This is a genomic window from Tenacibaculum profundi (assembly GCF_057162725.1).
Window position 1 is genome coordinate 2,354,731 of the sequence record NZ_CM169894.1, and the last position, 24,703, is coordinate 2,379,433.

Annotated in this window: 24 protein-coding genes; 13 read left to right on the forward strand and 11 right to left on the reverse strand. The window is 31.5% G+C overall.

What is annotated here, in order from left to right:
* Nucleotides 1-232: 232 nt before the first annotated feature.
* Nucleotides 233-547: a Panacea domain-containing protein gene (locus AC2GW8_RS09535; RefSeq protein WP_440879644.1), complete on the reverse strand. Its 315-nt coding sequence runs from the start codon at nt 545-547 to the stop codon at nt 233-235.
* A 155-nt stretch (nt 548-702) separates the two neighbouring features.
* On the opposite strand from AC2GW8_RS09535, the gene AC2GW8_RS09540 reads away from it, so the two are divergent.
* Nucleotides 703-2,037, forward strand: coding sequence for a deoxyguanosinetriphosphate triphosphohydrolase (locus AC2GW8_RS09540; protein ID WP_440879645.1), 1,335 nt, complete (start codon nt 703-705; stop codon nt 2,035-2,037).
* A gap of 92 nt (nt 2,038-2,129) precedes the next feature.
* Nucleotides 2,130-5,282 carry a PA domain-containing protein gene (locus tag AC2GW8_RS09545; protein ID WP_440879646.1) on the forward strand — a complete coding sequence of 1,051 codons (3,153 nt, stop codon included), beginning with the start codon at nt 2,130-2,132 and terminating at the stop codon, nt 5,280-5,282.
* Nucleotides 5,283-5,302: 20 nt separating this feature from the next.
* Here AC2GW8_RS09545 and AC2GW8_RS09550 read toward each other — a convergent pair whose 3' ends face one another.
* Entirely contained in the window at nt 5,303-5,872 is a 570-nt protein-coding gene (locus AC2GW8_RS09550; RefSeq protein ID WP_440879647.1) for a DUF3109 family protein, read from the reverse strand.
* A 155-nt stretch (nt 5,873-6,027) separates the two neighbouring features.
* Here AC2GW8_RS09550 and AC2GW8_RS09555 point away from each other — a divergent pair, with 155 nt between their 5' ends.
* The 4 genes from AC2GW8_RS09555 (at nt 6,028) to AC2GW8_RS09570 (ending at nt 9,552) form a co-directional block, all read left to right on the forward strand.
* Nucleotides 6,028-6,609, forward strand: a complete 582-nt coding sequence (locus AC2GW8_RS09555) for a MarC family protein (protein WP_440879648.1) — start codon at nt 6,028-6,030, stop codon at nt 6,607-6,609.
* A 3-nt stretch (nt 6,610-6,612) separates the two neighbouring features.
* Complete coding sequence (locus tag AC2GW8_RS09560; protein ID WP_440879649.1) at nt 6,613-7,224, forward strand: NAD(P)/FAD-dependent oxidoreductase; 612 nt, start codon at nt 6,613-6,615, stop codon at nt 7,222-7,224.
* The gene (locus tag AC2GW8_RS09565; RefSeq protein ID WP_440879650.1) at nt 7,221-8,135 is read left to right on the forward strand and encodes a glutaminase; all 915 of its coding nucleotides are present in this window, start codon (nt 7,221-7,223) and stop codon (nt 8,133-8,135) included. The genes AC2GW8_RS09560 and AC2GW8_RS09565 overlap by 4 nt, the downstream gene beginning before the upstream one ends.
* Before the next feature lie 139 nt (nt 8,136-8,274).
* Complete coding sequence (locus tag AC2GW8_RS09570) at nt 8,275-9,552, forward strand: metal-dependent hydrolase family protein (RefSeq protein WP_440879651.1); 1,278 nt, start codon at nt 8,275-8,277, stop codon at nt 9,550-9,552.
* A 253-nt stretch (nt 9,553-9,805) separates the two neighbouring features.
* Here AC2GW8_RS09570 and AC2GW8_RS09575 read toward each other — a convergent pair whose 3' ends face one another.
* The 7 genes from AC2GW8_RS09575 to AC2GW8_RS09605 all read right to left on the reverse strand — a co-directional run bounded on the left by AC2GW8_RS09575 (nt 9,806) and on the right by AC2GW8_RS09605 (nt 16,619).
* Nucleotides 9,806-10,552, reverse strand: a complete 747-nt coding sequence (locus AC2GW8_RS09575; RefSeq protein ID WP_440879652.1) for a succinate dehydrogenase/fumarate reductase iron-sulfur subunit — start codon at nt 10,550-10,552, stop codon at nt 9,806-9,808.
* 8 nt (nt 10,553-10,560) lie between these two features.
* Entirely contained in the window at nt 10,561-12,576 is a 2,016-nt protein-coding gene (locus AC2GW8_RS09580) for a fumarate reductase/succinate dehydrogenase flavoprotein subunit (RefSeq protein WP_440879653.1), read from the reverse strand.
* A gap of 16 nt (nt 12,577-12,592) precedes the next feature.
* Nucleotides 12,593-13,270, reverse strand: a complete 678-nt coding sequence (locus AC2GW8_RS09585; RefSeq protein ID WP_440879654.1) for a succinate dehydrogenase cytochrome b subunit — start codon at nt 13,268-13,270, stop codon at nt 12,593-12,595.
* A gap of 184 nt (nt 13,271-13,454) precedes the next feature.
* Nucleotides 13,455-14,426: a sterol desaturase family protein gene (locus tag AC2GW8_RS09590; protein ID WP_440879655.1), complete on the reverse strand. Its 972-nt coding sequence runs from the start codon at nt 14,424-14,426 to the stop codon at nt 13,455-13,457.
* A gap of 72 nt (nt 14,427-14,498) precedes the next feature.
* Nucleotides 14,499-15,188, reverse strand: coding sequence for an alpha/beta fold hydrolase (locus AC2GW8_RS09595; RefSeq protein WP_440879656.1), 690 nt, complete (start codon nt 15,186-15,188; stop codon nt 14,499-14,501).
* Between the two features lie 4 nt (nt 15,189-15,192).
* On the reverse strand, nt 15,193-15,810 hold the full coding sequence (locus AC2GW8_RS09600) for a DUF6973 domain-containing protein (RefSeq protein WP_440879657.1): 618 nt from the start codon (nt 15,808-15,810) through the stop codon (nt 15,193-15,195).
* Between the two features lie 2 nt (nt 15,811-15,812).
* Nucleotides 15,813-16,619, reverse strand: a complete 807-nt coding sequence (locus AC2GW8_RS09605; RefSeq protein WP_440879658.1) for an XRE family transcriptional regulator — start codon at nt 16,617-16,619, stop codon at nt 15,813-15,815.
* A gap of 658 nt (nt 16,620-17,277) precedes the next feature.
* Between AC2GW8_RS09605 and AC2GW8_RS09610 the strand changes: the two genes are divergently transcribed.
* The 6 genes from AC2GW8_RS09610 to AC2GW8_RS09635 all read left to right on the forward strand — a co-directional run bounded on the left by AC2GW8_RS09610 (nt 17,278) and on the right by AC2GW8_RS09635 (nt 21,142).
* Nucleotides 17,278-17,709, forward strand: coding sequence for a TIGR02594 family protein (locus AC2GW8_RS09610; protein WP_440879659.1), 432 nt, complete (start codon nt 17,278-17,280; stop codon nt 17,707-17,709).
* Nucleotides 17,702-18,121 (forward strand): phage holin family protein, encoded by a 420-nt coding sequence (locus AC2GW8_RS09615; RefSeq protein ID WP_440879660.1) that lies wholly within the window; start codon nt 17,702-17,704, stop codon nt 18,119-18,121. The genes AC2GW8_RS09610 and AC2GW8_RS09615 overlap by 8 nt, the downstream gene beginning before the upstream one ends.
* A 101-nt stretch (nt 18,122-18,222) precedes the next feature.
* Nucleotides 18,223-18,393: a hypothetical protein gene (locus AC2GW8_RS09620; protein WP_440879661.1), complete on the forward strand. Its 171-nt coding sequence runs from the start codon at nt 18,223-18,225 to the stop codon at nt 18,391-18,393.
* A gap of 645 nt (nt 18,394-19,038) precedes the next feature.
* Nucleotides 19,039-19,878, forward strand: coding sequence for a helix-turn-helix domain-containing protein (locus AC2GW8_RS09625; RefSeq protein WP_440879662.1), 840 nt, complete (start codon nt 19,039-19,041; stop codon nt 19,876-19,878).
* A 332-nt stretch (nt 19,879-20,210) separates the two neighbouring features.
* A complete protein-coding gene (locus AC2GW8_RS09630; RefSeq protein WP_440879663.1) occupies nt 20,211-20,768 on the forward strand; it encodes a carboxymuconolactone decarboxylase family protein in 558 nt (185 codons plus the stop codon).
* A gap of 11 nt (nt 20,769-20,779) precedes the next feature.
* Nucleotides 20,780-21,142, forward strand: a complete 363-nt coding sequence (locus AC2GW8_RS09635) for a cupredoxin domain-containing protein (protein ID WP_440879664.1) — start codon at nt 20,780-20,782, stop codon at nt 21,140-21,142.
* A gap of 88 nt (nt 21,143-21,230) precedes the next feature.
* On the opposite strand, the gene AC2GW8_RS09640 is transcribed toward AC2GW8_RS09635, so the two are convergent.
* Both AC2GW8_RS09640 and pheS read right to left on the reverse strand, forming a co-directional pair.
* A complete protein-coding gene (locus AC2GW8_RS09640; protein ID WP_440879665.1) occupies nt 21,231-21,626 on the reverse strand; it encodes a hypothetical protein in 396 nt (131 codons plus the stop codon).
* A 288-nt stretch (nt 21,627-21,914) separates the two neighbouring features.
* Nucleotides 21,915-22,934 (reverse strand): phenylalanine--tRNA ligase subunit alpha, encoded by a 1,020-nt coding sequence (gene pheS, locus AC2GW8_RS09645; RefSeq protein WP_440879666.1) that lies wholly within the window; start codon nt 22,932-22,934, stop codon nt 21,915-21,917.
* A 197-nt stretch (nt 22,935-23,131) separates the two neighbouring features.
* On the opposite strand from pheS, the gene gdhA reads away from it, so the two are divergent.
* Nucleotides 23,132-24,475, forward strand: coding sequence for an NADP-specific glutamate dehydrogenase (gene gdhA, locus AC2GW8_RS09650; protein WP_440879667.1), 1,344 nt, complete (start codon nt 23,132-23,134; stop codon nt 24,473-24,475).
* The last annotated feature ends 228 nt before the right edge of the window (nt 24,476-24,703 follow it).

Here is a 24,703-nt window from a genome sequence, read left to right on the forward strand (position 1 = left end):
AATTTGTATGAATCTAGCGTGTGTTGAAATGATCTTTTTCAGATTCAACAAGTAGAATATCTAATTTTGATTTAGGCATTTTTTAAATAACTTTGTAAATTATTAACAAACTTGTCATAATATTTTCTTACAAGATCATTGTTAAATGATGTTATTTTTACGGTATATGTAAAACATTCAAGATGTTGCTAATTCCTCAGTAGAAACGTCTCGATATAAGTTCCAAGTTAATTTAACTACGTTTTTTGTTCTCAATATCCACAACTTTAGGTTTTAAGAAACTTTTCCAGTTATTTCCTGTTACAACAGATTTAGATGTAATGTGTGATGATTTAAAGGGTTTAAACTCGTTATTAATACTAGGAATTATTGATACGTATTTCCTGGTTTCTATATTATCGTCACCGAATAAAGGTCGTTCTAAAAGTGACAAGGAAAGTCCTTGAGCTAGATATATGATCTTAACTCGCCTCATATTTGTTATATGAAGGTTTGAGTCTTTTGACAGCTTTAAAAATTCATTGGCAACAGCAATAGTTGTTCGCATATTATTTTAGTTAATAAACATAACATGTTTTTAATAAAAAACCTGTATCATACAAAGGCAGTCAATTTTAAAGTAATAATTTTACTTCATAGGAAAACAGTCCATAAAAGAGGTTCTTATAAAAAGAATAAATATTTTTGTAAAAAAGTTTTAAAATGAACTGGGAGCAATTATTATCATTAAAAAGATTTGGAGATACTCAAAAAAGACTAAGAGCAGAACAAGATGAAACGAGACTTGGTTTTGAAGTTGATTTTGATAGAATCATATTTTCCTCTGCTTTTAGAAGCTTACAAGATAAAACACAGGTTATTCCTTTGTCAAAGACTGATTTTGTTCATACAAGGTTGACTCATAGTCTTGAGGTATCTGTTGTTGGGAGAACCCTTGGAAGAAGAGTTGGTAAAGAGTTGTTAAAAAGACATCCTAATTTAGTTAGATTAGGTTATACGTTCAATGATTTTGGGGCTATTGTAGCAGCTGCAGCTGTAATGCATGATATAGGAAATCCTCCTTTTGGCCATTCTGGTGAAAAAGCAATTGGAGAGTATTTTAAAACAGGAAATGGAGTAAAATTTAAAAATCAATTGAATAGACTGGAGTATCAAGATTTAATTGATTTTGAGGGAAATGCTAATGGGCTTAAAATTTTGACTGAAAAAAGAAAAGGGAGTGAAGGAGGTTTAAGGTTATCTTATGCAACATTAGGAGCTTTTATAAAATACCCTAAAGAAAGCTTACCGAAAAAACCTACTACGCATATAGTTGATAAAAAATATGGTTTTTTTCAATCTGAAAAAAAAGCTTTTTTGGATCTTGCGGAAAACCTTGGGCTTAAGAAGAAAGGGAGTGAAGGAATTTCTTACTTTCGACATCCTCTTGCATATTTGGTTGAAGCTGCCGACGATATTTGTTATACGATTATTGATTTTGAAGACGGAATTAATCTAGGACTTATTGAAGAGGCTTATGCATTAGAGTACATGTCCAAGTTAACTAAGCATATTAATAGGGAAAAATATTACGCATTAGAACATAAAAAAGATAGAACAGGTTATTTGAGAGCTTTAGCAATAGGGTCTTTAATTGATGAGGCAGTAACTATTTTTTTAGATAATGAAGAAGCAATTTTAAATGGAACATTCGAAAAGGGGTTGATGGATAAGTGTAAGTATGAAGCTCAAATTAATGATATTATTAACAAGAGTATTGAAAAAATATATAAGAGTAATGAGGTAATAGAGAAAGAAGTAGCAGGTTATAGGATAATCGCTGATATTCTTGACGTATTTATCACTGCACTTAATAATAAATTTTATGAAAATTCAACTAATTACGATCGTTTAGTTTTGAATCTTTTACCAGAAGAATATCAGCATGAAAAAGAATATTTATATGACAGAATTATGCAAGTTTGTAGTTATGTGGCTGGACTGTCAGATGGGTATGCAATTCGTTTGCATAAAAAGCTTAGAGGCGATGTAGTGTAATTCAACTTCACTAAAAACCCTTCCATGGTTTTTTTAATGTTTTAATCTAATTTTTTGTTAAGTTAATTACCTTTTATAAAAAACTAGATAGCATGAAAAAAAAACAAATATTATACTTAATAACAGGATCTTTAATTCTTATGACTTCACCGTTTCTCCTAGTCAGAGAAAGTACATCAGTTGACATATTAAGAACAAAACATACTGAATTTTTAAAAAACCATGAATTTCAGAAGTTAATAAAATTAACTAAAGAAGAGAGAATATCTAGGGGACTTCCACCAAATCCTTATTTCGAATACAAATATTTATCTGAAATTAATCCTGTTGATGGGTTCGTTCACAAAGAAAATATTTTTAAAGTTCAAAAAATGTTAGAAAAAGACAGGAGAATTAAAAAAGAAGTAAATATTGATAGTCCAGGAGGGGAAAATACTCCGTGGATTGAAAGAGGGCCAGATAATGTTGGAGGAAGAACTAGAGCTATCATTTTTGATCCAAATGATCCAACAAAAGAGACTGTATTTGCTGGAGGGGTTAGTGGGGGACTATGGAAAAATACAAATATTTCAGATTCGAATTCAAAATGGGAAAGAATAGGAATTCCGGAGAACCTAGCCGTTTCATGTATTGCAGTTGACCCAAATAATTCAAAGATTTTTTATGTAGGAACTGGAGAATCATATGTTGATGGAGATGTTAATGGTAATGGTGTTTGGAAGTCTACAGATGGAGGAAGCACTTGGACACATATTTTTGGAGGTAGTACAGGTAATTCCTTTTTAGATACAGGAACATCTTTGGTTGTTAACACTCCTACTTTTATATCAGGAAGGTATACAGCAGTAATAGCAACTTTTGGAGGTGAGTTAAATGATTCAATTACAGGTGATTTGGTTCTTGTGGATGATGGTGAAGCTCCAACCGATGATGCATGTGAAAACATTTTAAATGCGGGGGACATTAATGGAAAAATAGCCGTCATAAAAAGAGGTTCATGTAACTTTGATGATAAGGTGGTAAAAGCGCAGAATTCTGGGGCTATTGCAGTGATCATGGTTAATAATATTTCAGGAGATCCGATCGCTATGAGTGGGGATGATTCTTCTATAACGATCCCTGCACTTATGATTTCATTGGAAGATGGTAACTCATTAATTAGTTCTTTAGGTTCAACTGTAAATATAACTATGGAAAAAAGTGAGGGAATTGGAGTTAGGTTAGTACCAGGTATTCACCATATAAATGATATAGCTGTAAGAAATATTAATGGTCAGTCAGAGGTTTACGTGGCTGCTGGAGAATCGGGATACTTTAGTTCTTCTAGTGTTGCGATTATTGGAGGGGATTCTTTTGGTGTGTATAAGTCAACAGATGGAAGTAATTTTACCCAAATCAATTTACCCAGCACTAGTAATGGAAATAAATATGAACCAAATAATATAGAAATTGCTGCCAATAATTCAATATACCTGAGTACTATTAACTCAAGAACTTATCAAGATGGAGGAGGTTGTATTTTTCATTCTTTTGATGGCAACAATTTTGTGTTGAAACACACAATTTCAGGTGGTTTAAGAACAGAGATATCGCTATCATCATTCAACGAAAATGTAGGGTATATTTTGGTTCAGACAAGTGAAGATCCTGTTAAAATTTATAAAACTACAGATGGGTTTTCAACAGTAAATTCAGTGTCATTACCAAATGATGCAGATACTGATATACCAGCAAATGACTTTACAAGGGGGCAAGCGTTTTATAATTTGATCATTAAGGTAGATCCAAATAATGATGATATTGTCTATATAGGTGGTATTGATTTATTTAAATCACTAGATGGAGGAAATTCATGGAGTCAACTAACACATTGGTATGGTGGTTTTAATTTTCAAGAAGTTCATGCGGATCAACATGGTATTGCTTTTGCCTCCTCGCAAAAGATACTTTTTAGTAATGATGGAGGAGTTTATTATTCTTCTAATTCAGGGACTAATATTCAAGCAAGAAATAATAACTTTAATACTCTCCAATTTTATACTATTGGAGTGGCACCGACGACTGCTTTTGAAGGGGATGAGTATTTTTTAGCAGGAGCTCAAGATAATGGTACTCAGCTAATAGCAAACGCAAATGATGGAATTAACAGTTCAATTAGTGTTTCAGGAGGAGATGGGGCAGCTAGTTTTTTTGATTTAGATGGGACAGATAGATACTTTGTAACTAATTACGTTTTTAATTCGTCAATTGGTTTTTTTAACTATGATACAGGGTCTCCTAAATTAATAAACTCAGAGGAAGAATCAAATGGAGATTTTATAAACCAAGCAGATTTAGATTCAAATTTAAACATTTTATATACAAACTATTCAGTTGGAAATATTTACAGATTAAGGAGATATAGCGATTTAAAAGGAGATGTATTAAAAACAATACTAACTGATCCTATTATGAATGCTAGTCCTTCAGTAATAAAAGTATCGCCCTACACATCTCAATCGAGCAAGTTGTATTTAGGTTTGAAAAATGGAAAGCTACTTGTTGTCAGTGACGCCGATACTGTAGCACAATGGTCAGAAATAACAGGGAGCGATTTTGTTGGTTCTATTTCTGATATTGAGTTTGGGAGAGATGAAAATGAAATTTTTGTAACAATGCATAATTATGGTGTTCAAAATATTTGGTATTCTGATGATGGTGGTATTTCTTGGTCCGCTAAAGAAGGAAATTTTCCAGATATTCCCGTTAAAACTATTCTACAAAATCCCCTAAATAGAGAAGAGGTCATTATTGGAACTGATATTGGAGTTTGGAAAACTTCAAATTTCATGGCTATTTCTCCAGAATGGTTTCAATCCTATAATGGTATGAGCAATGTTCCTGTTTTAGATCTTGATTTGAGAGATGATAATACCGTTTTCGCAGCAACCTATGGAAGAGGGATTTTTTCTGGAAAATTTACAGGTGAAACTGCTTCAATTAAAGATGTTGATAATCAAATGGAAGATTTTACTATTTTTCCAACCATTTCAGATGGTAATTTTATTATCTATGGTGACGAAAAATTGAAAGATGTTGAATTACAAATATACAGTCTAAAGGGACAAAAAGTTTATAACAAGCAACTCGACTTTACAATAGATAAAAAGATTGATATAAACACTAGTTTAAGTTCAGGTATTTACTTTGTGAATATTATTGATTCAAAAAATAGAAAGAGATCAAGGAGAATTATTGTAAAATAGTTAATGCTGTTGAATAAAATTTATTTTATTCTTTGTTCGGCAATTTTTACTAATTCATCGTACCAGTCTTGTCCAAACCTTCTGGTTAAAGCTTCCTTTAGGAATTTGTATACAGGGACTTTAAGTTCTTTGCCAAGTGAACATGCATCGGAACATATTTCCCAATGGTGATAATTTACTGCTGAGAATTCACTATATTCTTGAATTCTTACAGGGTATAGGTGACAAGAAACAGGTTTCTTCCAATTTATTATATTTTGGTTATATGCTTCTTCTATTCCGCACAAGGCAGTACCTTTATCATCAAATGTAACATATGCACATTCTGCACCATTTATAAGCGGTGTTTCTAGTTCATTAAAATCATTTGAAATCCATTTTCCTTGCTTCTCAATAGCCTCGACCCCTTCTTGTCTTAGAAAAGGTTTGACTTTCGGATAAATTTCATCTAAAGTTTTTGTTTCTTCTATCGATAAAGGAGCTCCAGCATCTCCTTCAATGCAACATATTCCTTTACAGGCAGATAGATTACAAACAAATTCTTTTTCTAAAAGATCTTCTGAGACTATGGTTTTTCCTAACTGAAACATATATATCGAATTACTAAAATACTTTTAATAGAATGGTTTTTATGAACAAAGAGATTCTATTTAAAAAAAAGTATGTTAGGTTTATGTAAAATTTTTACAAAAATAGTAGTTTGTTAGAATACTTATCTAATTTTGTAGTCGAAAAACAAAAGATCATGAATTTTATTTTAAAAGAAATTTTTACTGCATTTATGGTTTTATTTGCAGTAATTGATATTGTAGGTAATGTTCCAATCATCATTGACCTTAGGAAAAAAGTCGGTCATATTCAGTCTGAAAAAGCATCAATAATTGCAGGCTTAATTATGATAGTATTTTTATTTGCCGGGCAAAGATTACTTGGGTTTATTGGAATTGATGTCAATTCTTTTGCTGTAGCTGGTGCATTTATTTTATTTTTTATTGCTTTAGAAATGATTTTAGGTATAACATTATATAAAGAAGATGAAGAGGAAGCACTTAATGCAACTGTATTCCCAATAGCTTTTCCATTAATAGCAGGTCCAGGTAGTTTAACTACATTACTTTCATTAAGAGCAGAGTATGCCTGGGAAAATATTTTAGTTGCGGTTCTTTTTAATGTTCTCTTTATTTATATTGTTTTGAAAACATCTGCGAGAATAGAGAAGTTAATAGGAGCCAATGGAATTAAAATTATTAGGAAGGTATTTGGAGTTATTTTATTAGCTATATCAGTGAAACTTTTCGCAGCCAATATCAAAATACTTTTAGCTTAGACTATGGATTTTGATGTTTTAATTATAGGGGGCGGGGTTGCTGGTATGCAGTGTGGTCTTGTTTTAGGCTCAGCCTTAGAAAAAGAGTATGCTAAAGGAAAAAAAGTAGGAATCATTATTCACCAGAAAGCATCACATTTACAAGAAGCTTTGTTTAATAATGTTCTCGGGCTTCCAATAGGAACACAAGGTAAAGATATTCTTAATAAAGGAATGATACATTTAGAAACCCAGTATCCAGAGGTAGTTCAAATTTCAAACGAAAAAGTCACTGCTGTACTTGATGTTGGTGTTGGTTATAAAGTTGTATCGAACAAAAGAACCTATACTACTAAAGTGGTAGTACTAGCTTTAAATTATGCTAAACCTTTTGATATAGCCGGACTTGAACAATACATAGAAAGGCATTCTAGAGCAAATGCAGTAAAAGATAGGATTCAGTTGAGAAACTTTAACCACTTAATTAAAGAGGGTTTATATGTTTGTGGAACTCTTGCTGGATGGAGAAGCCAATTTGCAATTGCTGCGGGTAGCGGAGCTAGTGTTGCTACAGATATTTTAACTGTTTGGAATCAAAATATTCCAACAAAAATACATGATAAGATAAAAAAATGAGTTTCGATACCATAATAAAAGAGATTTATGAAGAAATAAAGCAAATAGATAATATAGGAAAAATAGCCTCGTATATTCCTGAATTATTAAAAGTTGATTCTAATAGTTTTGGAGTTTATTTTTCTTCAAACAAAGGAGATAACTTAGGTGTTGGAGATTATCAAGATAAATTTTCAATACAAAGTATTGCTAAGGTTCTTTCTCTTTCTTTGGCCTATAGTATAAAAGGCGAGCTTATATGGGAAAGATTAGGAGTAGAGCCATCAGGCACAAGCTATAATTCACTAACGCAATTAGAAACTGATCGTGGAATCCCAAGAAATCCTTTTATAAACGCTGGAGCAATTGTGATCACTGATATTTTAATTAGTAATCTACCAGAATACAGAAAAAGTTTTTTAGATTTTGTACAGGCTCTTTCTGGCAAAAAAACAATAAACTATTCTGAAAAAATTGCGGCTTCAGAAAAAGAAGTAGGTTATAGAAATATTGCTTTATGTAATTTTATAAAGTCTTTTGGAAATATAAAAAATAATCCAGAGGATGTATTAGATTTTTATTTTGATATCTGTTCACTTGAAATGAATTGCGAGGAATTATCGACTTCCTTTTCATTTCTTGCCAATCAGGGAATAAATCCATATAATAATACACAAATACTCACCAAGAGTCAATCCAAAAGAATTAATGCTTTGATGCAAACTTGTGGTTTTTATGACGAATCTGGTGAGTTTGCTTTTAAAGTTGGTCTTCCCGGAAAAAGTGGTGTAGGAGGAGGAATTGTTGCTATACACCCAGGTGAATATGTAATTTCTGTTTGGAGCCCCAAATTGAATAAAAAAGGTAATTCATTTAAAGGAATACGGTTTCTTGAAAAATTTACTACTGAATCAAGGTTTTCTATTTTCTAGTTTGTTTCTAACAACAACTTTTATTTTAATAGTATTATATTTAGATTTATAAATTAATATAATCTTTACTTAATTAAATAATTTCTCATATGCATTCATTGTATATGAGCGTTGTTTTTAATTGAAATAACTAAAAGAAATGAAAAGAATATTCATATTATTTATCTTTTTATTAAACACGGTTTTACTAGTAGGTCAAAGTACTTATATATACTGTGGAAAACTCATTAACACTAAAAAAGGAATTATTGAAAAAGATAAAACAGTTATTATTACGTCGAATCGAATCGAAAATGTTTTAAATGGCTTTGTAAAACCTAAGAATGAATCTGATAAAATAGTTGATTTAAAGGAGAAATACGTTATGCCTGGACTTATTGATATGCATGTTCATATAGAAAAAGAATTTGGTCCAAAATCACGCTTAAAACGCTATATCTTGAATGAGGCAGATATTGCTTTTAATTCTGTTGGGTTTGCGAAATCGACATTACTAAATGGTTTTACTACGGTAAGAGATTTAGGAGGTACTGGTGTCAATATTTCCATTAGAAATGCTATTAATGCAGGTAAAATCCTTGGACCAAGAGTGTTTACTGCCGGAAAATCTTTAGCAACAACAGGAGGACATGCCGATCCTACGAACGGTAGCAGTAGGGGACTCATAGGAAATCCAGGTCCAAAGGAAGGGGTTGTAAATAGTGTAGAGGATGCAAAAAAAGCAGTTAGACAACGCTATAAAAATGGCGCAGATTGTATTAAAATTACTGCTACAGGAGGTGTTTTGAGTGTAGCTAAAAGCGGAGACAATCCACAGTTTACTATTGAAGAAGTAAAAGCAATTTGTGATATGGCTAGAGATTATGGAATGCATGTTGCAGCACATGCACATGGTGATGAAGGTATGAAAAGAGCTATTTTAGGTGGTGTTAAGACAATAGAACATGGAACTTATATGAGTGAAGAAACCATGGAATTAATGAAAAAGCACAATGTTTATTTAGTTCCTACAATTACCGCAGGAAAAGAGGTTGAAGAGAAGGCAAAAATTAAAGGTTTTTATCCTGCAATTGTTGTTCCAAAAGCTTTAGCCGTTGGGCCGCAAATTCAAGGAACTTTTGCCACGGCATATAAAAAAGGTGTAGGAATTGCATTTGGTACAGATGCTGGCGTATTTAAACATGGTAATAATGGTAAGGAATTTAAATACATGGTTGAAGCAGGAATGCCTGCTATGAAAACCATACAGTCAGCTACTGTAACAAATGCCAAAATATTGAAAATGGAAAATAATATAGGTCAAATTAAAAAAGGATTTTATGCTGACATTATTGCGGTAGATCAAAACCCTTTGAAGAATATTGAAACTATGGAAAAAGTTAGTTTTGTAATGAAAGATGGCGTGGTCTATAAATAAAAGAAACTATTTTTTAATTAAAATAATCATAATTATAAAATAACTAAGTTGAAATAATCTGCTTGTATCCAGGTAATATAAGTAATAATGATCGAGGTTTAGTATTATTTCAGTGGAATACGTATGAAGTGTTTATATTAAAGTTAAATAAATTAAGTCGCTAAAAAGAATTTTATTTTTTAACTGCTTAAAAAAATTCAATAAAAAACTCGTTTGAATATGAACAATTTACAAACGAGTTTTTTATAAAATTTTATTTTTTAAGTGCTGATTTAAGAAACTCTGAGTTCATACGAGCAATGTTTTCTAAAGAAATTCCTTTAGGGCATTCAACTTCGCATGCTCCAGTATTAGTACAGTTTCCAAACCCTTCTAAATCCATTTGGGCCACCATATTTTTAACGCGGTCTTTAGCTTCAACTTGCCCTTGAGGAAGTAATGCATATTGTGAGACCTTTGCACCAACAAATAACATTGCTGAAGAGTTTTTACAGGTTGCAACACAAGCACCACAACCAATACAGGTAGCAGCATCGAATGCTTTATCAGCATTATCCTTGTTAATAGGGATGGCATTTGCATCTTGTGTATTACCAGAAGTATTAACAGAAACATATCCTCCAGCATGCTGTATTCTGTCAAAAGCGGAACGATCCACTACTAGGTCTCTAACGACTGGAAATGCCTTAGCTCTCCATGGTTCTATGAAAATGGTATCTCCATCTTTGAACATACGCATATGCAATTGACAGGTTGTAATACCTCTATCAGGTCCGTGAGCTTCACCATTGATGTACATTGAACACATACCACAAATTCCCTCACGACAATCGTGATCAAAAGCTACTGGCTCGTCTCCGCTAGCAATTAATTGTTCGTTTAATACATCCATCATTTCTAAGAAGGACATATGTTCAGAAATATTAGTCACTTTATACTCGACCATTTTTCCTTTATCACTTGCGCTTTTTTGACGCCAAATTTTAAGTGTTAAATTCATAATCCTTTTTATTTATATGAACGTTGTTTTAATTCAATATCGTTAAATTCTAAATTTTCTTTATGAAGCACCGCATCGGCTGGTTCTCCTTTATATTCCCATGCTGATACGTAAGTAAAGTTCTCATCATCTCGTTTTGCCTCTCCTTTTTGAGGTCCATCTAATTCAACAGATTCTTCTCTAAAGTGTCCTCCACATGACTCAGTTCTATTAAGGGCATCCTTTGCAAATAACTCACCCAATTCTAAAAAATCAGCAACACGTCCCGCCTTTTCAAGTTCAGGATTCATCTCATTTGCTCCTCCAGGAACGGTAACATTCTTCCAGAAATCATCACGTAGGGCTTTGATTTCATTAATAGCTTCTTTTAAACCTTGCTCATTTCTTGACATACCACATTTATTCCACATAATGTTTCCAAGTTTTTTGTGATAATAGTCTACAGAGTTGGTTCCTTTATTATTTATAAAGAAATTAATACGATCTTTTACTTCTTTTTCTGCTTTTTCAAATTCAGGAGTGTCTGTTGAAATTTTTCCAGTTCTAATATCATTTGCTAGGTAATCTCCAATAGTGTAAGGAAGAACAAAATATCCATCAGATAAACCTTGCATTAGTGCAGAAGCTCCTAAACGATTAGCCCCATGATCAGAGAAATTCGCTTCTCCAATAGCGTAACACCCTTCAATAGTGGTCATTAAATTGTAATCTACCCAAATTCCTCCCATAGTATAGTGAACTGCAGGATAAATCATCATTGGAGTTTTGTATGGATTTTGATCTACAATCTTCTCATACATTTGGAATAAATTCCCATATTTATTTTCAACAACTTTTTCTCCTTCTGCTAAAATTTCAGCATGTGTTGGATTGTCGTTCCCTTTTAATTTTGCTTGTTCTTTGCCATAACGCTCAATAGCTGATTTAAAATCTAGATAAACAGCCTCTCCCGTAGCATTTACTCCATACCCTGCGTCACATCGCTCTTTTGCGGCACGTGATGCAACATCACGGGGTACCAGATTACCGAAAGCTGGATAACGACGCTCTAAGTAGTAATCTCTATTTTCTTCAGTAATTTCAGTTGGCTTTAATTTACCTTCTCTAATCGCTAAAACATCTTCCATTTTTTTTGGAACCCAAATTCGACCATCATTACGCAATGATTCAGACATTAACGTAAGTTTTGATTGATAATCACCTGAACGAGGAATACATGTTGGGTGAATTTGAGTAAAACAAGGATTTGCGAAGAAAGCTCCTTTTTTATGAATTTTCCATGCGGCAGTAGCATTTGATCCCATTGCATTTGTTGATAAGAAATATACATTTCCGTATCCTCCTGAGGCAATAACTACGGCATGTGCTGAGTGACGCTCTATTTCACCAGTTACCATATTACGAGCAATAATACCTCTTGCTTTTCCATCGACAATAACAACGTCTAACATTTCGTGACGATTGAACATTTCAATTTTACCGCGTGCAATTTGACGGTTCATAGCAGAGTAAGCTCCTAATAATAATTGTTGCCCTGTTTGACCCTTTGCATAGAAAGTACGAGATACTAATACACCTCCAAACGAACGGTTATCTAAAAGACCTCCGTAATCACGAGCAAAAGGTACCCCTTGAGCAACACATTGGTCAATAATATTTGCAGATACTTCTGCTAGACGATATACGTTAGCTTCTCGAGAACGATAGTCTCCTCCTTTTACTGTATCATAAAACAGACGATATTTTGAATCGCCATCTCCTTGATAATTTTTTGCTGCATTAATTCCTCCTTGAGCAGCAATAGAGTGTGCTCTACGAGGAGAGTCTTGATACGCAAATGCTTTTACATTGTATCCAAGTTCTGCTAAAGTAGCAGAAGCAGAGCCGCCAGCTAATCCTGTACCAACAACAATTACATCAATCAAACGTTTGTTTGCAGGGTTAACTAGGTTTATTTTATCTTTATAGGTAGTCCACTTATCTTTTAATGGACCTTTTGGTACTTTTGAATCTAAAATTGCCATATTTTAAGTGGTTTTATTAATGAACTAAGTGATGAAATAATGCGATAATTATAAATCCAACAGGAATTCCAATAGCATAAATCTTACCAAATGTTTTTAACCCTCTTGTGTATTTATTATTCAAACCTACTGATTGAAAAGCAGAATTAAAACCATGTAATAAATGAAGAGCTAAAAAAACAAATGCTATAATGTAAGCCCCTACTCTTAGTGGGTTTACAAATTTATGTTGCAATTCATGAAAGTATCTCAATTCACCATTATGAAGCCCTGACCAATCTCCTTTTATGAATTTTGTGTTTATTTCTGGAATCCAGAAATCTATAAAGTGTAAAACAATAAAAGCAAGTATGGTGAGACCACTAAATATCATGTTTCTACTCATCCAAGAAGAATTCGCGGCTCCATTGTTTTTTGCATATTTAACCTCTCTAGAATTTGTGTTTTTCAATTCTAGAATAAAACCCATAACAAAGTGAAAAACCACGCCAATAATTAATACTGGCTGTAAGGCATACTGAACTACTGGGTTCGTTCCCATGAAATGAGACAATTTATTAAATGTTTCTCCGTTATTGGGAAATATTGAAGTTATGTTGATTGCAAAATGCTGTAGCAAAAAAAACATTAAGAAAAAAGCCGAAAGTGCCATGGCTATTTTTCTTCCTATGGAAGATTTTAATAATCCGCTCATTATTTTATATGTTGTTTAAATAATAGCTACAAATTTAAGGGCTATGCATTACTTGCACAAACTTTCGGATTTGTTTTGTTTAATATTTAGAATTGGTTTAAATAAGGTTTTTGTGTTTGTAAATCACTGTTGTAAATTAATTTTCAATTTTTGAAAAATAAATTTTACGTGTTGATTTTGGTCTCTAGTGACTACTTAAAAAAAGCAAATATTTTTTTATCGAATTGAAAATGTTTATGAAAGGTGAAACTATATTTCCCAAAAAAGAAGTAAATTCATTGTGTTTATCTTCAATTCCAAATTCAATTTTTTTTGTCGATTTGGATAAAATTAGTGTCCCAAACATCCAATCCCAAATAGCGAGCTTTGACCCCATGTTTTTATCGAAATGTTCTGGTGAGTTACTATGGTGAATTTGATGTTGAAAAGGACTTATTAATAGTTTCTCTATAAAACTAGGATACGTAAGTTTAATGTGTGAATGTCTTAAATTTGCTCCTAAAAACATAAACAAGAAGCCAAAAACATTGACTCCTAAAAATACGAGTTTGTTAATTTGGTGGTTGGATAGGTAATCGAAAATCCCCGTAAGAACTCCGAAAACCAGGAGGCTCTTTGCGTTATTGATTAGCAATTCAATTGGATGAATTCTATACTGGGTAAAAGGATTCAGTTCTGTGGCTGAATGATGAACTTTATGAAATTCCCATAAAAAAGGAACCTTATGCATTAAAAGATGAGTTAAATAAGTAAAGAAATCGCCAACAATAGTTAAGGTAATTGTATAATAAATAATGGTTTCGGTTTTGTTTAGATTAAAAGTAGCATACCCAAATTTTTCTAATAGAAATTCGTTCGTGTAAAAGGCAATATATAACCCTAGGATAAGATAAGGTCCTATGAATAGTACTTTAAATACGCTATTAAACATAACCATAGCATAATCAACAAAAGCAGATTTGCCCAGCCAAATATTTTTAGGGAATAAAAACTTTAGAAAATCCCCTTTATTTTTCGATTTGTAATACACATAATAAGCTAATATAAATGAAGATAGCAAGTAAACAAAGTAAGTTCTTCTATTAGGACTGGTCAAGTAAGAAAGAGAAACCTCAATGGCTTCGCTTAAAGTATTAAAAAATGTATTTAACTCCATAAGACAGTCATAAAGAAATAAAAGTTTAAAAGAGTATTTCGTCTAGTGCAAAGATAAGGTTTTCTCAAAAAACTATGAATCTATAAATAAGTGAAGTAAATACACCAATTCTTTTGGCTTTTCCAATGGAATCATGTGGCCACATTGTTTTAAATTTACATGAGTCGAACTAGACATTTCTTTTGAAAGCTGTTTTATTTCAGCGGGATTAATTAGTATATCGTTTTCTGCTGATATCAATAATATTTGTTTTTTGTAACTCTTTAATTGATGGGTAATATCAGTTCTTTCAGAAGTCGCTTTTAATTGTTTTATAAGTACGTCTTTCCCTAAATTAGCATCCATTTTTTTAATAACAGCTATAATGTCTTGATTATCATGATTTTTAGGGTGTAAAAATTGTTGTATTCTAGTTTGAGAAATTCCTCCGTAATTATTTTTTTTTAAAAACTCAATGGTACTTTTTCTTAGTTTTATTTCGATTGGGTTTAGTCCTTTAGAGTTAGTAGCAATGGCAATTAATTTGTCAACTTTCTCTGGATATTGACTGGTGAAATTCATTGCAGAAAAACCACCTAATGAAAATCCAACTAGTATAGCAGGATAGCTAATACTTTCAAGAATAATATTATTAATCTCATCAAAAGAAGATGCAGAAGTAATGTCAATATGAATCGGATTTATGTTTTTTAGATAAGGGAATATGTATTGCCATAAATCTTTAGTGCACATGGTACCTGAAATAAAAAACACATCAATCATTTGATTATCTTTTTTTTGAAGAAACTAAGCATTTGTTGTTTTTCCACTTACCTAGAAGTAATTTTGGTTTAATTTTGTTACCTGAGCAGGTTAAAAAGTTTCCATTCTTGTCTTTTTTGATAACCTTGAGTCTTCCTTGACGAATAGCGTTAATAACTTTATAAATTAATCCTCGTTTGGATTTTTTCTTTCCCGTCAAAGAAAGTTGTAACCCAACTTCGTTATTAAATAAATCCATAATACTAGATACTTCATCAGGCACAATACCGTCTTCAAGTTTTTGTTTTTTAAAAGTCCAATAATTTTCTTTTTCATGTGCTTTTCCTAATGATCTAGCGGCGTTTTCACCAATTTCTTCTTTTAGTCTTGCCATCCAGTAAGCATGTCTAAAAGCATCTACTTGGCCTCCAGAAGGATCTTTGTCTAGCAGAGGTGATAGTTTCATCGAATCTGCAACTCTTTTCGCTTCTTTCGAAATTTGAAGTGCTTTTTTTGCTTTAAAGGGGTGCGATATTACCCAAACTTTTTTTGAACAAGATAGTCGTTTATAAATATTCCAATTGGATTGAGCTGAAATTTTAAAACAAAGAAAAATAACAAATAAAAAAAATAATCTGTTCACTATTAGCTAGAGGTTTTTTTACTTATTTGTTGCTCCAGTTCAATAACTTTACTTTCCAAATCATGTAATCTGTCGTAAACATCTACGGGTTCGGGCATTTGTTTTGAGGCAAACATGGTAACATACCATAGTTCCATAATTTCATCAGCATTAATTGTATATGTTGGGTAATTACCTGTTTTGTTATCGCTTTTTAAGATGAGCTTCCCTCTTTCATTGATTCTATTAATAACCCGTTTTAAGACAATACCATCATTTTTACTAACAATAACATAAACTCGACCATTTTTAACATCGTTGAGACTCTCTACATACTTACCAAAAACTAGATCTCCATCGAAAAAAGTACCTACCATTGAGTTTCCCTGAACTTCAAAGCATCTATAGGTTCCGTTGTTTAGTAAAGGAATGCTAAATGAAGATAATTGTTCAATGTAATTAGCATCTCCGTAACCATTTAGGTAACCAGCTCTCGCCTGTAAAGGAACATATACTATATTTTCATTTCCTGATGAATTTACAGATACAACTTGTGGTATTTCAGAGTACATTGAGTTTTTAGTTGCTTTCGAATACAACATATTGTCACTTTTTCCGAATAAATAATCAGGATTAATATTGAATTCATTGATTATGGCAGTTAAAACATCGTAACCTGGCTTTGTTCTTTTTCTGCTACCATCAGGCTGTGGCCTACCATTTATAATACTATCAATAGTTGTTCCTGTAACTCCAATTCTTTTAGAAAATGAAAAATTATTAAGATTAAAAGCATCTCTAATCGCCACTATTTTTTTTGAAATTTCCATTTTGTTTTCCACTTAGGATATTTAATATTTTAAAGCGATTGTAAAACATATGTTTGTTTTTAGTGTAAAATGTTTTTATATTTGCTTTAAATTTACGTTGCTAATATACAAAAAAATAGAGAATCAAACATTTGTGTGGTTTTTAACATAGTAAAATTGTATCAAAGTACTCTTAAAACTTACCTTTATTTGGGCTTTTGTTATAGGAGTTAAAGAAGACTCTATTTTGATTAAACTGTCTTTAGTAAGTAAAAGTGTTGATTTCCAGTTTAGAGTGTTGAATTTAAACTACATTGTTTGAATAATTTTAGAAATTAATTAAATTCTTTAATTAATAAAAAGTATACTCAAGAAAGCTCTGTCAAAATATTTTTGTGTGGTTTGATTAAAATCCATATTCAATAAAAACCATTTGAAAGTTTTTTATGTGTTATTACAATATCTATATTTTTTCTCCAATCATTATTAAACTTATTACAAAATAAAAAAAATACTTCTTGATTTTTTTGTAAAATGTTTTATTTTTGTTGCGCTTTCAAAAAGTTTATTAATCTTTTTAATGTGGGGCAGAAACTAAATTTTTATAGCTTTAAAAGAGAAAAAAAGAAGTCTTAGATTTTTGGTTTTTATCTGCTAACGATTTAAATCAAACATTTGTATGAATATGTTAATATCTATAGCGTTATCTCAATATGGGCTAAAAGAAGTAAAAGGCTCAAAGGATCACCCTCAAATAATTAATTATTTTACTTCTCTTGGTTTTGATACCTCTAGACTAAAAGAAGAAACATCTTGGTGTAGTGTTTTTATAAGTTGGGTGGCATACCAAGCAGGGTATGAAAAATCAAATTATCTGACAGCCAGAAGCTGGCTAGCCGTAGGTGTATCTCCTACGATACCTAAACAGGGAGATGTGGTAGTTCTATGGAGAGAGTCACCTGATAGTTGGAAAGGGCATGTTGGTTTTCTGGTTAAGGAATCTAAACGTTACGTGTACCTTTTAGGTGTGAACGAAGGTAAAAGCGTAAGTATAAAAGCTTTTCCAAAAAAAAGAATTATAGCTTATCGAAAATTAAGAAAAAATGGATAAAGTAACAGCTGTTTTTTATGGAATGATAGCTTTGTTGACTCCATTAGAAGGCGTATTAATTACTGTTGTATTTTTAATTTTAGTTAATTTTATAACCGCAACCTATGCTTCTTTTAAGTTAAATAAGTCTTTCAATAGTGGTCATTTATCAAATACTATTTCTAAACTTTTTATTTATAATTTGATTATTATAGCTGCTTTTTTTTTAGAGAAATATATTGTGAGTGAGGCACCTTTTTTAAAAGTTATTGCTGGGTTTATCGCTATAACGGAAATAAAATCAATTTTAGTGAATTACAATAAAATCTATGGAGTTAATCCAGTCAAAGAGTTTTATAAAATATTAAGTCAAGCTCTATCAAATCAAACAATAAAGAAAATGTTGGAGGAGGAAAAAGAAAAAAAGCCTTAGATATAGCTATTTTTTAATGAAAGTATCATGTGTAATTTTGTAATAATTTTCTACTTTCAATAATTCACCTTTTGTAATATTGATCTTGTTAAAAATGAATAATGAAACAAAACGAAAAAATCATAAAAAGTTACTTTGACACAGGTAACAGACCAACGCAAGAAATTTATGTAGACTTAATTGATAGCTATATTGATGCTAAACAATCAAAAGGGGAGTCTAATCGTAGATTTTTAGTTAACGAAATGGAAATGTATCTGCTGTTTCAGTAATTAGTGAGGTTAATGTTTATTTAGTGGCTGTCGGTACTAGTCGAGAAATTTCAGGAATAAAAACAGTAAAGGTTCCATTATTTACTGAACGAATTTAGGATGATAGTTGCATACGTATAGTTGGAGATAGTATGTTAATAGAAGGAAATGCATTATATTTTATAGAACCAGGAAATTCGGGCTCGGCAACTATAAGTACTGATATTTCTGGATCAATAGTGTATGTTCTCTAGACTATGTCAGGTACAATGCATATTTAATTGATATTCTAGAAAGTATTTCTGTGTTGAAAATAGTCAAAGTATTTATTCAGCGACTGTATTGGGATCGGTTGATTCATAAACTATTATTTCGGGCCAAGGTTAGGAAACGATCTTAGACATTATATCTGTACATTCTATTTTTAACTCCAAAGAAGATGATTGCAGTGATGTGTGTTTGTTGTTCAATCATGGGGTTGCAACTATTTCATTGAATGATATAGCTTCAAATTAAATATGTAATAGGAGTGAACTGATTGAGTTCACAAGAAATAGTTGTTTTGATTTATTATGGTAATATTTTTTGTTAGAAATTAGTTAATTTACGACTATATCTATAAATTGAGAAAAATAACGATTATATATGGTGTAAAGAGAAACAGGTTTGGCATTACAAAACATAAAAACATATCAATTTCGCAATGTGTTTTCGCTGCAACAAATAGCGTTCGATAAAGCGTGCTCCATTAGTAAAGAAGAAAGAGTTAATTCTTATAAAATTATTTGGGTAAAAGAAGGTTCTGGTGTTTATAGTATTGATTTTGATAGGTTTATAGCTGAAAGTGACACTTTGTTTTTCCTTTCGCCTGGTCAAGTGTTTTCTGTAGACTCTGAAAAAATAAAGAATGCGTATCAAATCAGTTTTACACAGGATTTTTATTGTCTCCAAGCGCATGATTCAGAGGTTGCTTGTAATGGGGTGCTTTTTAATAATGTATACAAAACACCTTCTGTTTCAATTGATCAAAAAGATAGAAGAAAGCTTGATTTCATAGTAGAAAATTTAATAGAGGAATTTGAACAGTCAGAAACGGCTAAGTATGACATGTTACAGTCTTACCTGAAACAGTTTATTGTACATTCAGTTAGAATGATAAGTAGTTCTGTGTCACTTAAAGATGATATAGAAACAAGATTGTACAAAGACTTTAGCGTTTTAGTTGAGCAAAACTTTAAAAGTATACATAGTGTTACTGAGTATGCAAACCGGTTAGGATTATCTCCAAAGTCTTTAAGTAAGCATTTTCAAAAGATAGGTACTGAAACTCCTAGTGACTTAATTAAAAGTCGAATCATTACAGAAGCTAAAAGACAACTTTTATATTCAAGTAAAACAATTAAACATATTGCTTTTGATTTAGGGTTTAATGATCCTGCATATTTTTCACGTTTCTTTACAAAAGCCACAGGAAAATCTCCAAAATTATTTCAAAAAACAACCTAGTCTATTTTTATAATAGAGCTATTTTTTTGATGAAAAATTGATGAGTTTTTTCATAGCCGATATGAGTTATTAAGTTTTTCTAATAATAGTTTAATAAGGGTTTAAAAAAACTTGAAAACCGTCCCTTTTCTAATTTGTCCAATAGATAAGAACTTTTGTCCATTTTTTAAGCTGTCTCTTAGTTGCATCTTTGTAACAGAAATAAAAACAAGATATTATGAATTCAGAAAAACAGAATTGCCCGAATTGTTGGGGTTATCAAGAATATGGGAATGGTGTAAATTATAATGAGTGTGATAAATTAAGTAATACAATAAAATAATCTTAAAATTATGAGTACAAGAATAAAAACTTTAAATCCAGATACAACTACAGGTAAATCAAAAGAATTATTTGATTTGGTAAATAAAAAATTAGGATTCATTCCAAACCTAATAAAAGTGTTTGGAAATTCACCAGCAACATTGCAAACGTATTTAAGCCTAGGAGAATTAACGGCTAGTGGAAACTTCTCAAATAAATTTAGAGAGCAGTTAGCATTGGCGATAGCAGAGGAAAATAATTGTAATTATTGTTTGTCTGCTCATACAGCTATTGGTAAAATGAACGGTTTGTCTGAAGCTGAAATCAATAGTAATAGAAAAGGTGACGCTTTAGATAAAAAAGTTAAAACAGCATTGCAGTTTGCTCAAAGTGTTACAAAAAAAAGAGGGAATGTTACTTCTGAAGAAATTATAGCTTTTAAAGAGGCAGGATATGATGATGGTGATGTTTTGGAAATCATATTAAATGTAGTGGCCAATACATTAACAAACTACGTAAATCATGTTGCTGAAACGGAAATTGATTTCCCAAAGGTAGAAGCAGGAAAATATTCAGTAAACGTATAAAAATAAATAAAATGAGAAGAATAATAGTAGTATTAGTTTTATTAGTAGGATTTTCTTTCCAGGGGAATGCACAACAAATAAAGACAGTAGCCCTTGAACAGACTAAAGGAGAATTCACTCAAAAGTCTATTTCTCTTTCCGAAGGAACCTATGTTTTCGAGATAGCAAATAATGAAGTAGGTCATGATGTAGGTTTTGTATTAACTCCAGAAGGAAAAATAGATGAAGTAAATCATATTAAAAATGCATATGTCACATCATTAGTAAAGAATAATAAAAAATCAAAGACTAAAGAGGTTGTTTTGACAAAAGGAAGATACGTTTATTTCTGTCCACTAAATCCAACTCCTCAATATAGTCTTGTTGTAAGGTAAGTAGTTTTTATGATTATTCTATAAACTTTTAAAAAAAGGGTGCTTATTTTGGCGTCCTTTTAATCTTTTGATAATCTTCATAGATTTTTTATTTACAAATAATTCCGGGTTTATTGAGATCTTTTATATTTTTTAAATCATCCTCTCTTATAGTGTTCTTTTTAAACAAGAATGTTTTATCGTAAAGAATATTGTTTTCAAAGAAACTTACCTGAAACCTGTTGTCTAAAGCAAATAGTTCGGGTTGAATTAATTCTATCTTAGCAGAAGAATTTTCTGGGAGTAGATCTATTTTTTTTCTAAATACAGACGTTGTTTTTGTTTCTGAAAACCCTTGAGATACAATGATAACCATGTTCAAAGGAACTTCCTTTCTATTAATTAGATAGACAATCCACTCTTTAACATTGTGAGTTTTGTTATGTTCTAAAACAACAGCCATTTCAATATTTTTAACATCAGGAATATGAATGTCTTTTCTCATTTCTTTTATTGTAATTCAATTGAATTTATAAGTTAGTTTTATTGAATAATGATATTAAGAAAAATATTGCAATAAATGTTTATTTTGAGTACCTATTAAATAAATCATAAAATTTTACTTTATATGACAGTATAATTATCAGTTATATAAATTTAATTTCTGCTATATTTTTAATTGGTTATTAATAACAATGGTTTTATAAGCTATGGGAGTTAATGACTTTAGCCTTGCTATATTTCTAAATTTTGATTAGAAATCAAACGCTAGAAGTAAGCTTTCTAATAAAACTTAAATTACTGATTTAAACTGTTCCAAAAATCTTTTGTCATTTTCGTAGAACATTCTAATGTCTGGTATTTGATATAAGAGCATAGCAATACGTTCAATACCCATTCCAAAAGCATACCCTGAGTACTTGATAGGATCTATATTACAGTTTTTCAATACGTTTGGATCTACCATTCCACAGCCCATTATTTCTAACCACCCGGTTCCTTTAGTAATTCTATAATCTGTTTCAGTTTCCAGCCCCCAATAGATATCAACCTCTGCACTAGGTTCAGTAAAAGGAAAATAGGAAGGACGCAAGCGTATTTTAGATTTCCCAAACATTTCTTTAGTAAAATATAGTAGTGTTTGCTTTAAGTCAGCAAAAGATACATCTGTATCAATATACAGCCCTTCAACTTGATGAAAAATACAATGAGCTCGAGCAGAAATATCCTCATTACGAAAAACCCTACCTGGTGAAATTGTTCGAATAGGAGGTTCATTATTTTCCATGTAGCGAACCTGAACAGATGAAGTATGCGTTCTTAAAAGCGTGTCTGGGTGTTTTTCAATAAAGAAAGTATCCTGCATGTCGCGTGCTGGATGATATTCTGGTAAGTTGAGTGCGGTAAAGTTATGCCAATCATCTTCAATTTCAGGTCCTTCAGAGACAGTGAAGCCAATTCGGTTAAAAACTTCAATAATTTGATTTTTAACTATTGAAATCGGATGCCTTGATCCTAGTTCAATTGGTTCTGCAGGCTTAGTTAAATCACTACAGGAGTGGGTTTCGTTATCAGAAGTTTCAAAGGCTTCGTTTAACTGAGAGACTTTATCTTCTGCTGATTTCTTTAAATTGTTCAAAGCTTGTCCAAAGTCTTTACGAAATTCTGCATCAACATTTTTAAATTCAGCGAATAAGTCCTTCAATAGCCCTTTACTACCTAAATACTTGATTCGAAAAGCCTCTATTTCTTCTTTGGATGTAGCTTGAAACGTCTTTACGTCACCAATTAACTCTTTTACCTTATCTAACATTATCTATGAGTCGTCAAAATTAAGTCACAAATTTAAGGTTTTTTTAGTAAAAAAATAATGAGTTTTTGATGAATCAAAAAAACATAAAAAAGCTATTTAAAATAAATAAAAAAATTAAATTTAACAAATTGCAAATTAATTATATTTGCTTCATATAAATTGTCGAAATTTAAATAACAAAACAACTAAAAAGGTTTATGGAGTCTAAAATAAAAGCTTTCATGGATTACGTTAAAGAACGTAATGCATTTGAACCAGAGTTCTTGCAAGCTGTACATGAGGTTGCAGAAACAGTAATTCCTTTCATAGAAAATAATCCGAAATACCAAGGTAAAAAATTATTAGAGCGTATGGTTGAACCAGAACGTGTCATTATGTTCAGAGTGCCATGGGTTGATGATAAGGGGGAAACTCAGGTAAATAGGGGATACAGAGTTGAGTTTAACTCAGCAATAGGCCCTTACAAAGGAGGGTTGCGTTTCCATCCATCGGTAAATTTATCAATTTTAAAGTTTTTAGGATTTGAACAAGTCTTTAAAAATTCTTTAACAACATTGCCTATGGGGGGGGGTAAAGGAGGTTCTGATTTCAACCCGAAAGGAAAATCAGATCGTGAAGTTATGGCTTTTTGTCAATCTTTCATGACAGAATTATCACGACATATAGGTCCTGATACAGATGTACCAGCAGGAGACATAGGAGTTGGTGGGCGTGAGATTGGTTATATGTTTGGGCAATATAAACGTTTAAGAAATGAGTTTACTGGAGTTTTAACTGGTAAAGGAGCTACTTGGGGTGGTTCACTTATAAGGCCAGAGGCTACAGGTTATGGTAATGTGTATTTTGCGCAAAATATGCTTAATGCAAAGAACGATTCTTTAGATGGTAAAGTTGTGGTTGTTTCTGGTTCTGGAAACGTAGCTCAATACGCTGCAGAGAAGGCAACAGAATTAGGAGCTAAAGTGGTAACTATGTCAGATTCATCTGGATATATTTATGATGAGGAAGGGATTGATGCAGATAAACTAGCTTTTATTATGGAACTCAAAAATATAAAAAGAGGAAGGATTCATGAATATGTAGAAAAATATCCATCAGCAAAGTTTTTTAAAGGAGAAAGACCATGGGGAATATCTTGCCAAGTAGCCTTACCTTGTGCAACGCAAAATGAACTTAACGAAGATGAAGCTAAAACTTTGATTTCAAATGGCTGTATATGTGTTTCTGAAGGAGCAAATATGCCATCTACTCCTGGAGCAATTGAAGTTTTTTTAAAGGAAAAAATACTTTTTGCCCCAGGAAAAGCATCTAACGCAGGTGGAGTAGCAACTTCTGGTTTAGAAATGTCTCAAAACTCGTTACGTTTATCGTGGACTAGAGAAGAAGTTGATAGCAAATTACATGCTATAATGAACAGTATTCATGAGTCATGTGTAAAATATGGTAGTCAAGAAGACGGATATATTGACTATGTAAAAGGTGCCAATGTTGCAGGTTTTGTGAAAGTAGCCGAAGCTATGATAGATCAAGGAGTAGTTTAGAATTTATTTAAAAAATATAAACCCCCTATAATTTTTCAATTATAGGGGTTTTTTTTTATTTAATTATTATATGAATTTTTTGAGTTTAAAAATATCAATTTTTACATTAGTCAAGAATACGTATCTTTACTGATTGATAAGATATAACTATCAAAAAAATAATTAGATTAAAATCAAAAATATACAAATGCTTCTTGATACTGATTGAAATTCAGGTTTAAGAAGGCT

What these genes read in the sequence shown, in the direction of transcription:
- AC2GW8_RS09555 (WP_440879648.1), top strand. Translation starts at nt 6,028, where the DNA reads ATGAATTTTATTTTAAAAGAAATTTTTACTGCATTTATGGTTTTATTT.
- AC2GW8_RS09590 (WP_440879655.1), bottom strand. Translation starts at nt 14,426, where the DNA reads ATGGAGTTAAATACATTTTTTAATACTTTAAGCGAAGCCATTGAGGTT.
- AC2GW8_RS09565 (WP_440879650.1), top strand. Translation starts at nt 7,221, where the DNA reads ATGAGTTTCGATACCATAATAAAAGAGATTTATGAAGAAATAAAGCAA.
- AC2GW8_RS09575 (WP_440879652.1), bottom strand. Translation starts at nt 10,552, where the DNA reads ATGAATTTAACACTTAAAATTTGGCGTCAAAAAAGCGCAAGTGATAAA.
- AC2GW8_RS09640 (WP_440879665.1), bottom strand. Translation starts at nt 21,626, where the DNA reads ATGAGAAAAGACATTCATATTCCTGATGTTAAAAATATTGAAATGGCT.
- AC2GW8_RS09595 (WP_440879656.1), bottom strand. Translation starts at nt 15,188, where the DNA reads ATGATTGATGTGTTTTTTATTTCAGGTACCATGTGCACTAAAGATTTA.
- AC2GW8_RS09620 (WP_440879661.1), top strand. Translation starts at nt 18,223, where the DNA reads ATGAAACAAAACGAAAAAATCATAAAAAGTTACTTTGACACAGGTAAC.
- AC2GW8_RS09540 (WP_440879645.1), top strand. Translation starts at nt 703, where the DNA reads ATGAACTGGGAGCAATTATTATCATTAAAAAGATTTGGAGATACTCAA.
- pheS (WP_440879666.1), bottom strand. Translation starts at nt 22,934, where the DNA reads ATGTTAGATAAGGTAAAAGAGTTAATTGGTGACGTAAAGACGTTTCAA.
- AC2GW8_RS09610 (WP_440879659.1), top strand. Translation starts at nt 17,278, where the DNA reads ATGAATATGTTAATATCTATAGCGTTATCTCAATATGGGCTAAAAGAA.
- AC2GW8_RS09615 (WP_440879660.1), top strand. Translation starts at nt 17,702, where the DNA reads ATGGATAAAGTAACAGCTGTTTTTTATGGAATGATAGCTTTGTTGACT.
- AC2GW8_RS09580 (WP_440879653.1), bottom strand. Translation starts at nt 12,576, where the DNA reads ATGGCAATTTTAGATTCAAAAGTACCAAAAGGTCCATTAAAAGATAAG.
- AC2GW8_RS09635 (WP_440879664.1), top strand. Translation starts at nt 20,780, where the DNA reads ATGAGAAGAATAATAGTAGTATTAGTTTTATTAGTAGGATTTTCTTTC.
- AC2GW8_RS09560 (WP_440879649.1), top strand. Translation starts at nt 6,613, where the DNA reads ATGGATTTTGATGTTTTAATTATAGGGGGCGGGGTTGCTGGTATGCAG.
- AC2GW8_RS09630 (WP_440879663.1), top strand. Translation starts at nt 20,211, where the DNA reads ATGAGTACAAGAATAAAAACTTTAAATCCAGATACAACTACAGGTAAA.
- AC2GW8_RS09585 (WP_440879654.1), bottom strand. Translation starts at nt 13,270, where the DNA reads ATGAGCGGATTATTAAAATCTTCCATAGGAAGAAAAATAGCCATGGCA.
- AC2GW8_RS09605 (WP_440879658.1), bottom strand. Translation starts at nt 16,619, where the DNA reads ATGGAAATTTCAAAAAAAATAGTGGCGATTAGAGATGCTTTTAATCTT.
- AC2GW8_RS09545 (WP_440879646.1), top strand. Translation starts at nt 2,130, where the DNA reads ATGAAAAAAAAACAAATATTATACTTAATAACAGGATCTTTAATTCTT.
- gdhA (WP_440879667.1), top strand. Translation starts at nt 23,132, where the DNA reads ATGGAGTCTAAAATAAAAGCTTTCATGGATTACGTTAAAGAACGTAAT.
- AC2GW8_RS09550 (WP_440879647.1), bottom strand. Translation starts at nt 5,872, where the DNA reads ATGTTTCAGTTAGGAAAAACCATAGTCTCAGAAGATCTTTTAGAAAAA.
- AC2GW8_RS09570 (WP_440879651.1), top strand. Translation starts at nt 8,275, where the DNA reads ATGAAAAGAATATTCATATTATTTATCTTTTTATTAAACACGGTTTTA.
- AC2GW8_RS09535 (WP_440879644.1), bottom strand. Translation starts at nt 547, where the DNA reads ATGCGAACAACTATTGCTGTTGCCAATGAATTTTTAAAGCTGTCAAAA.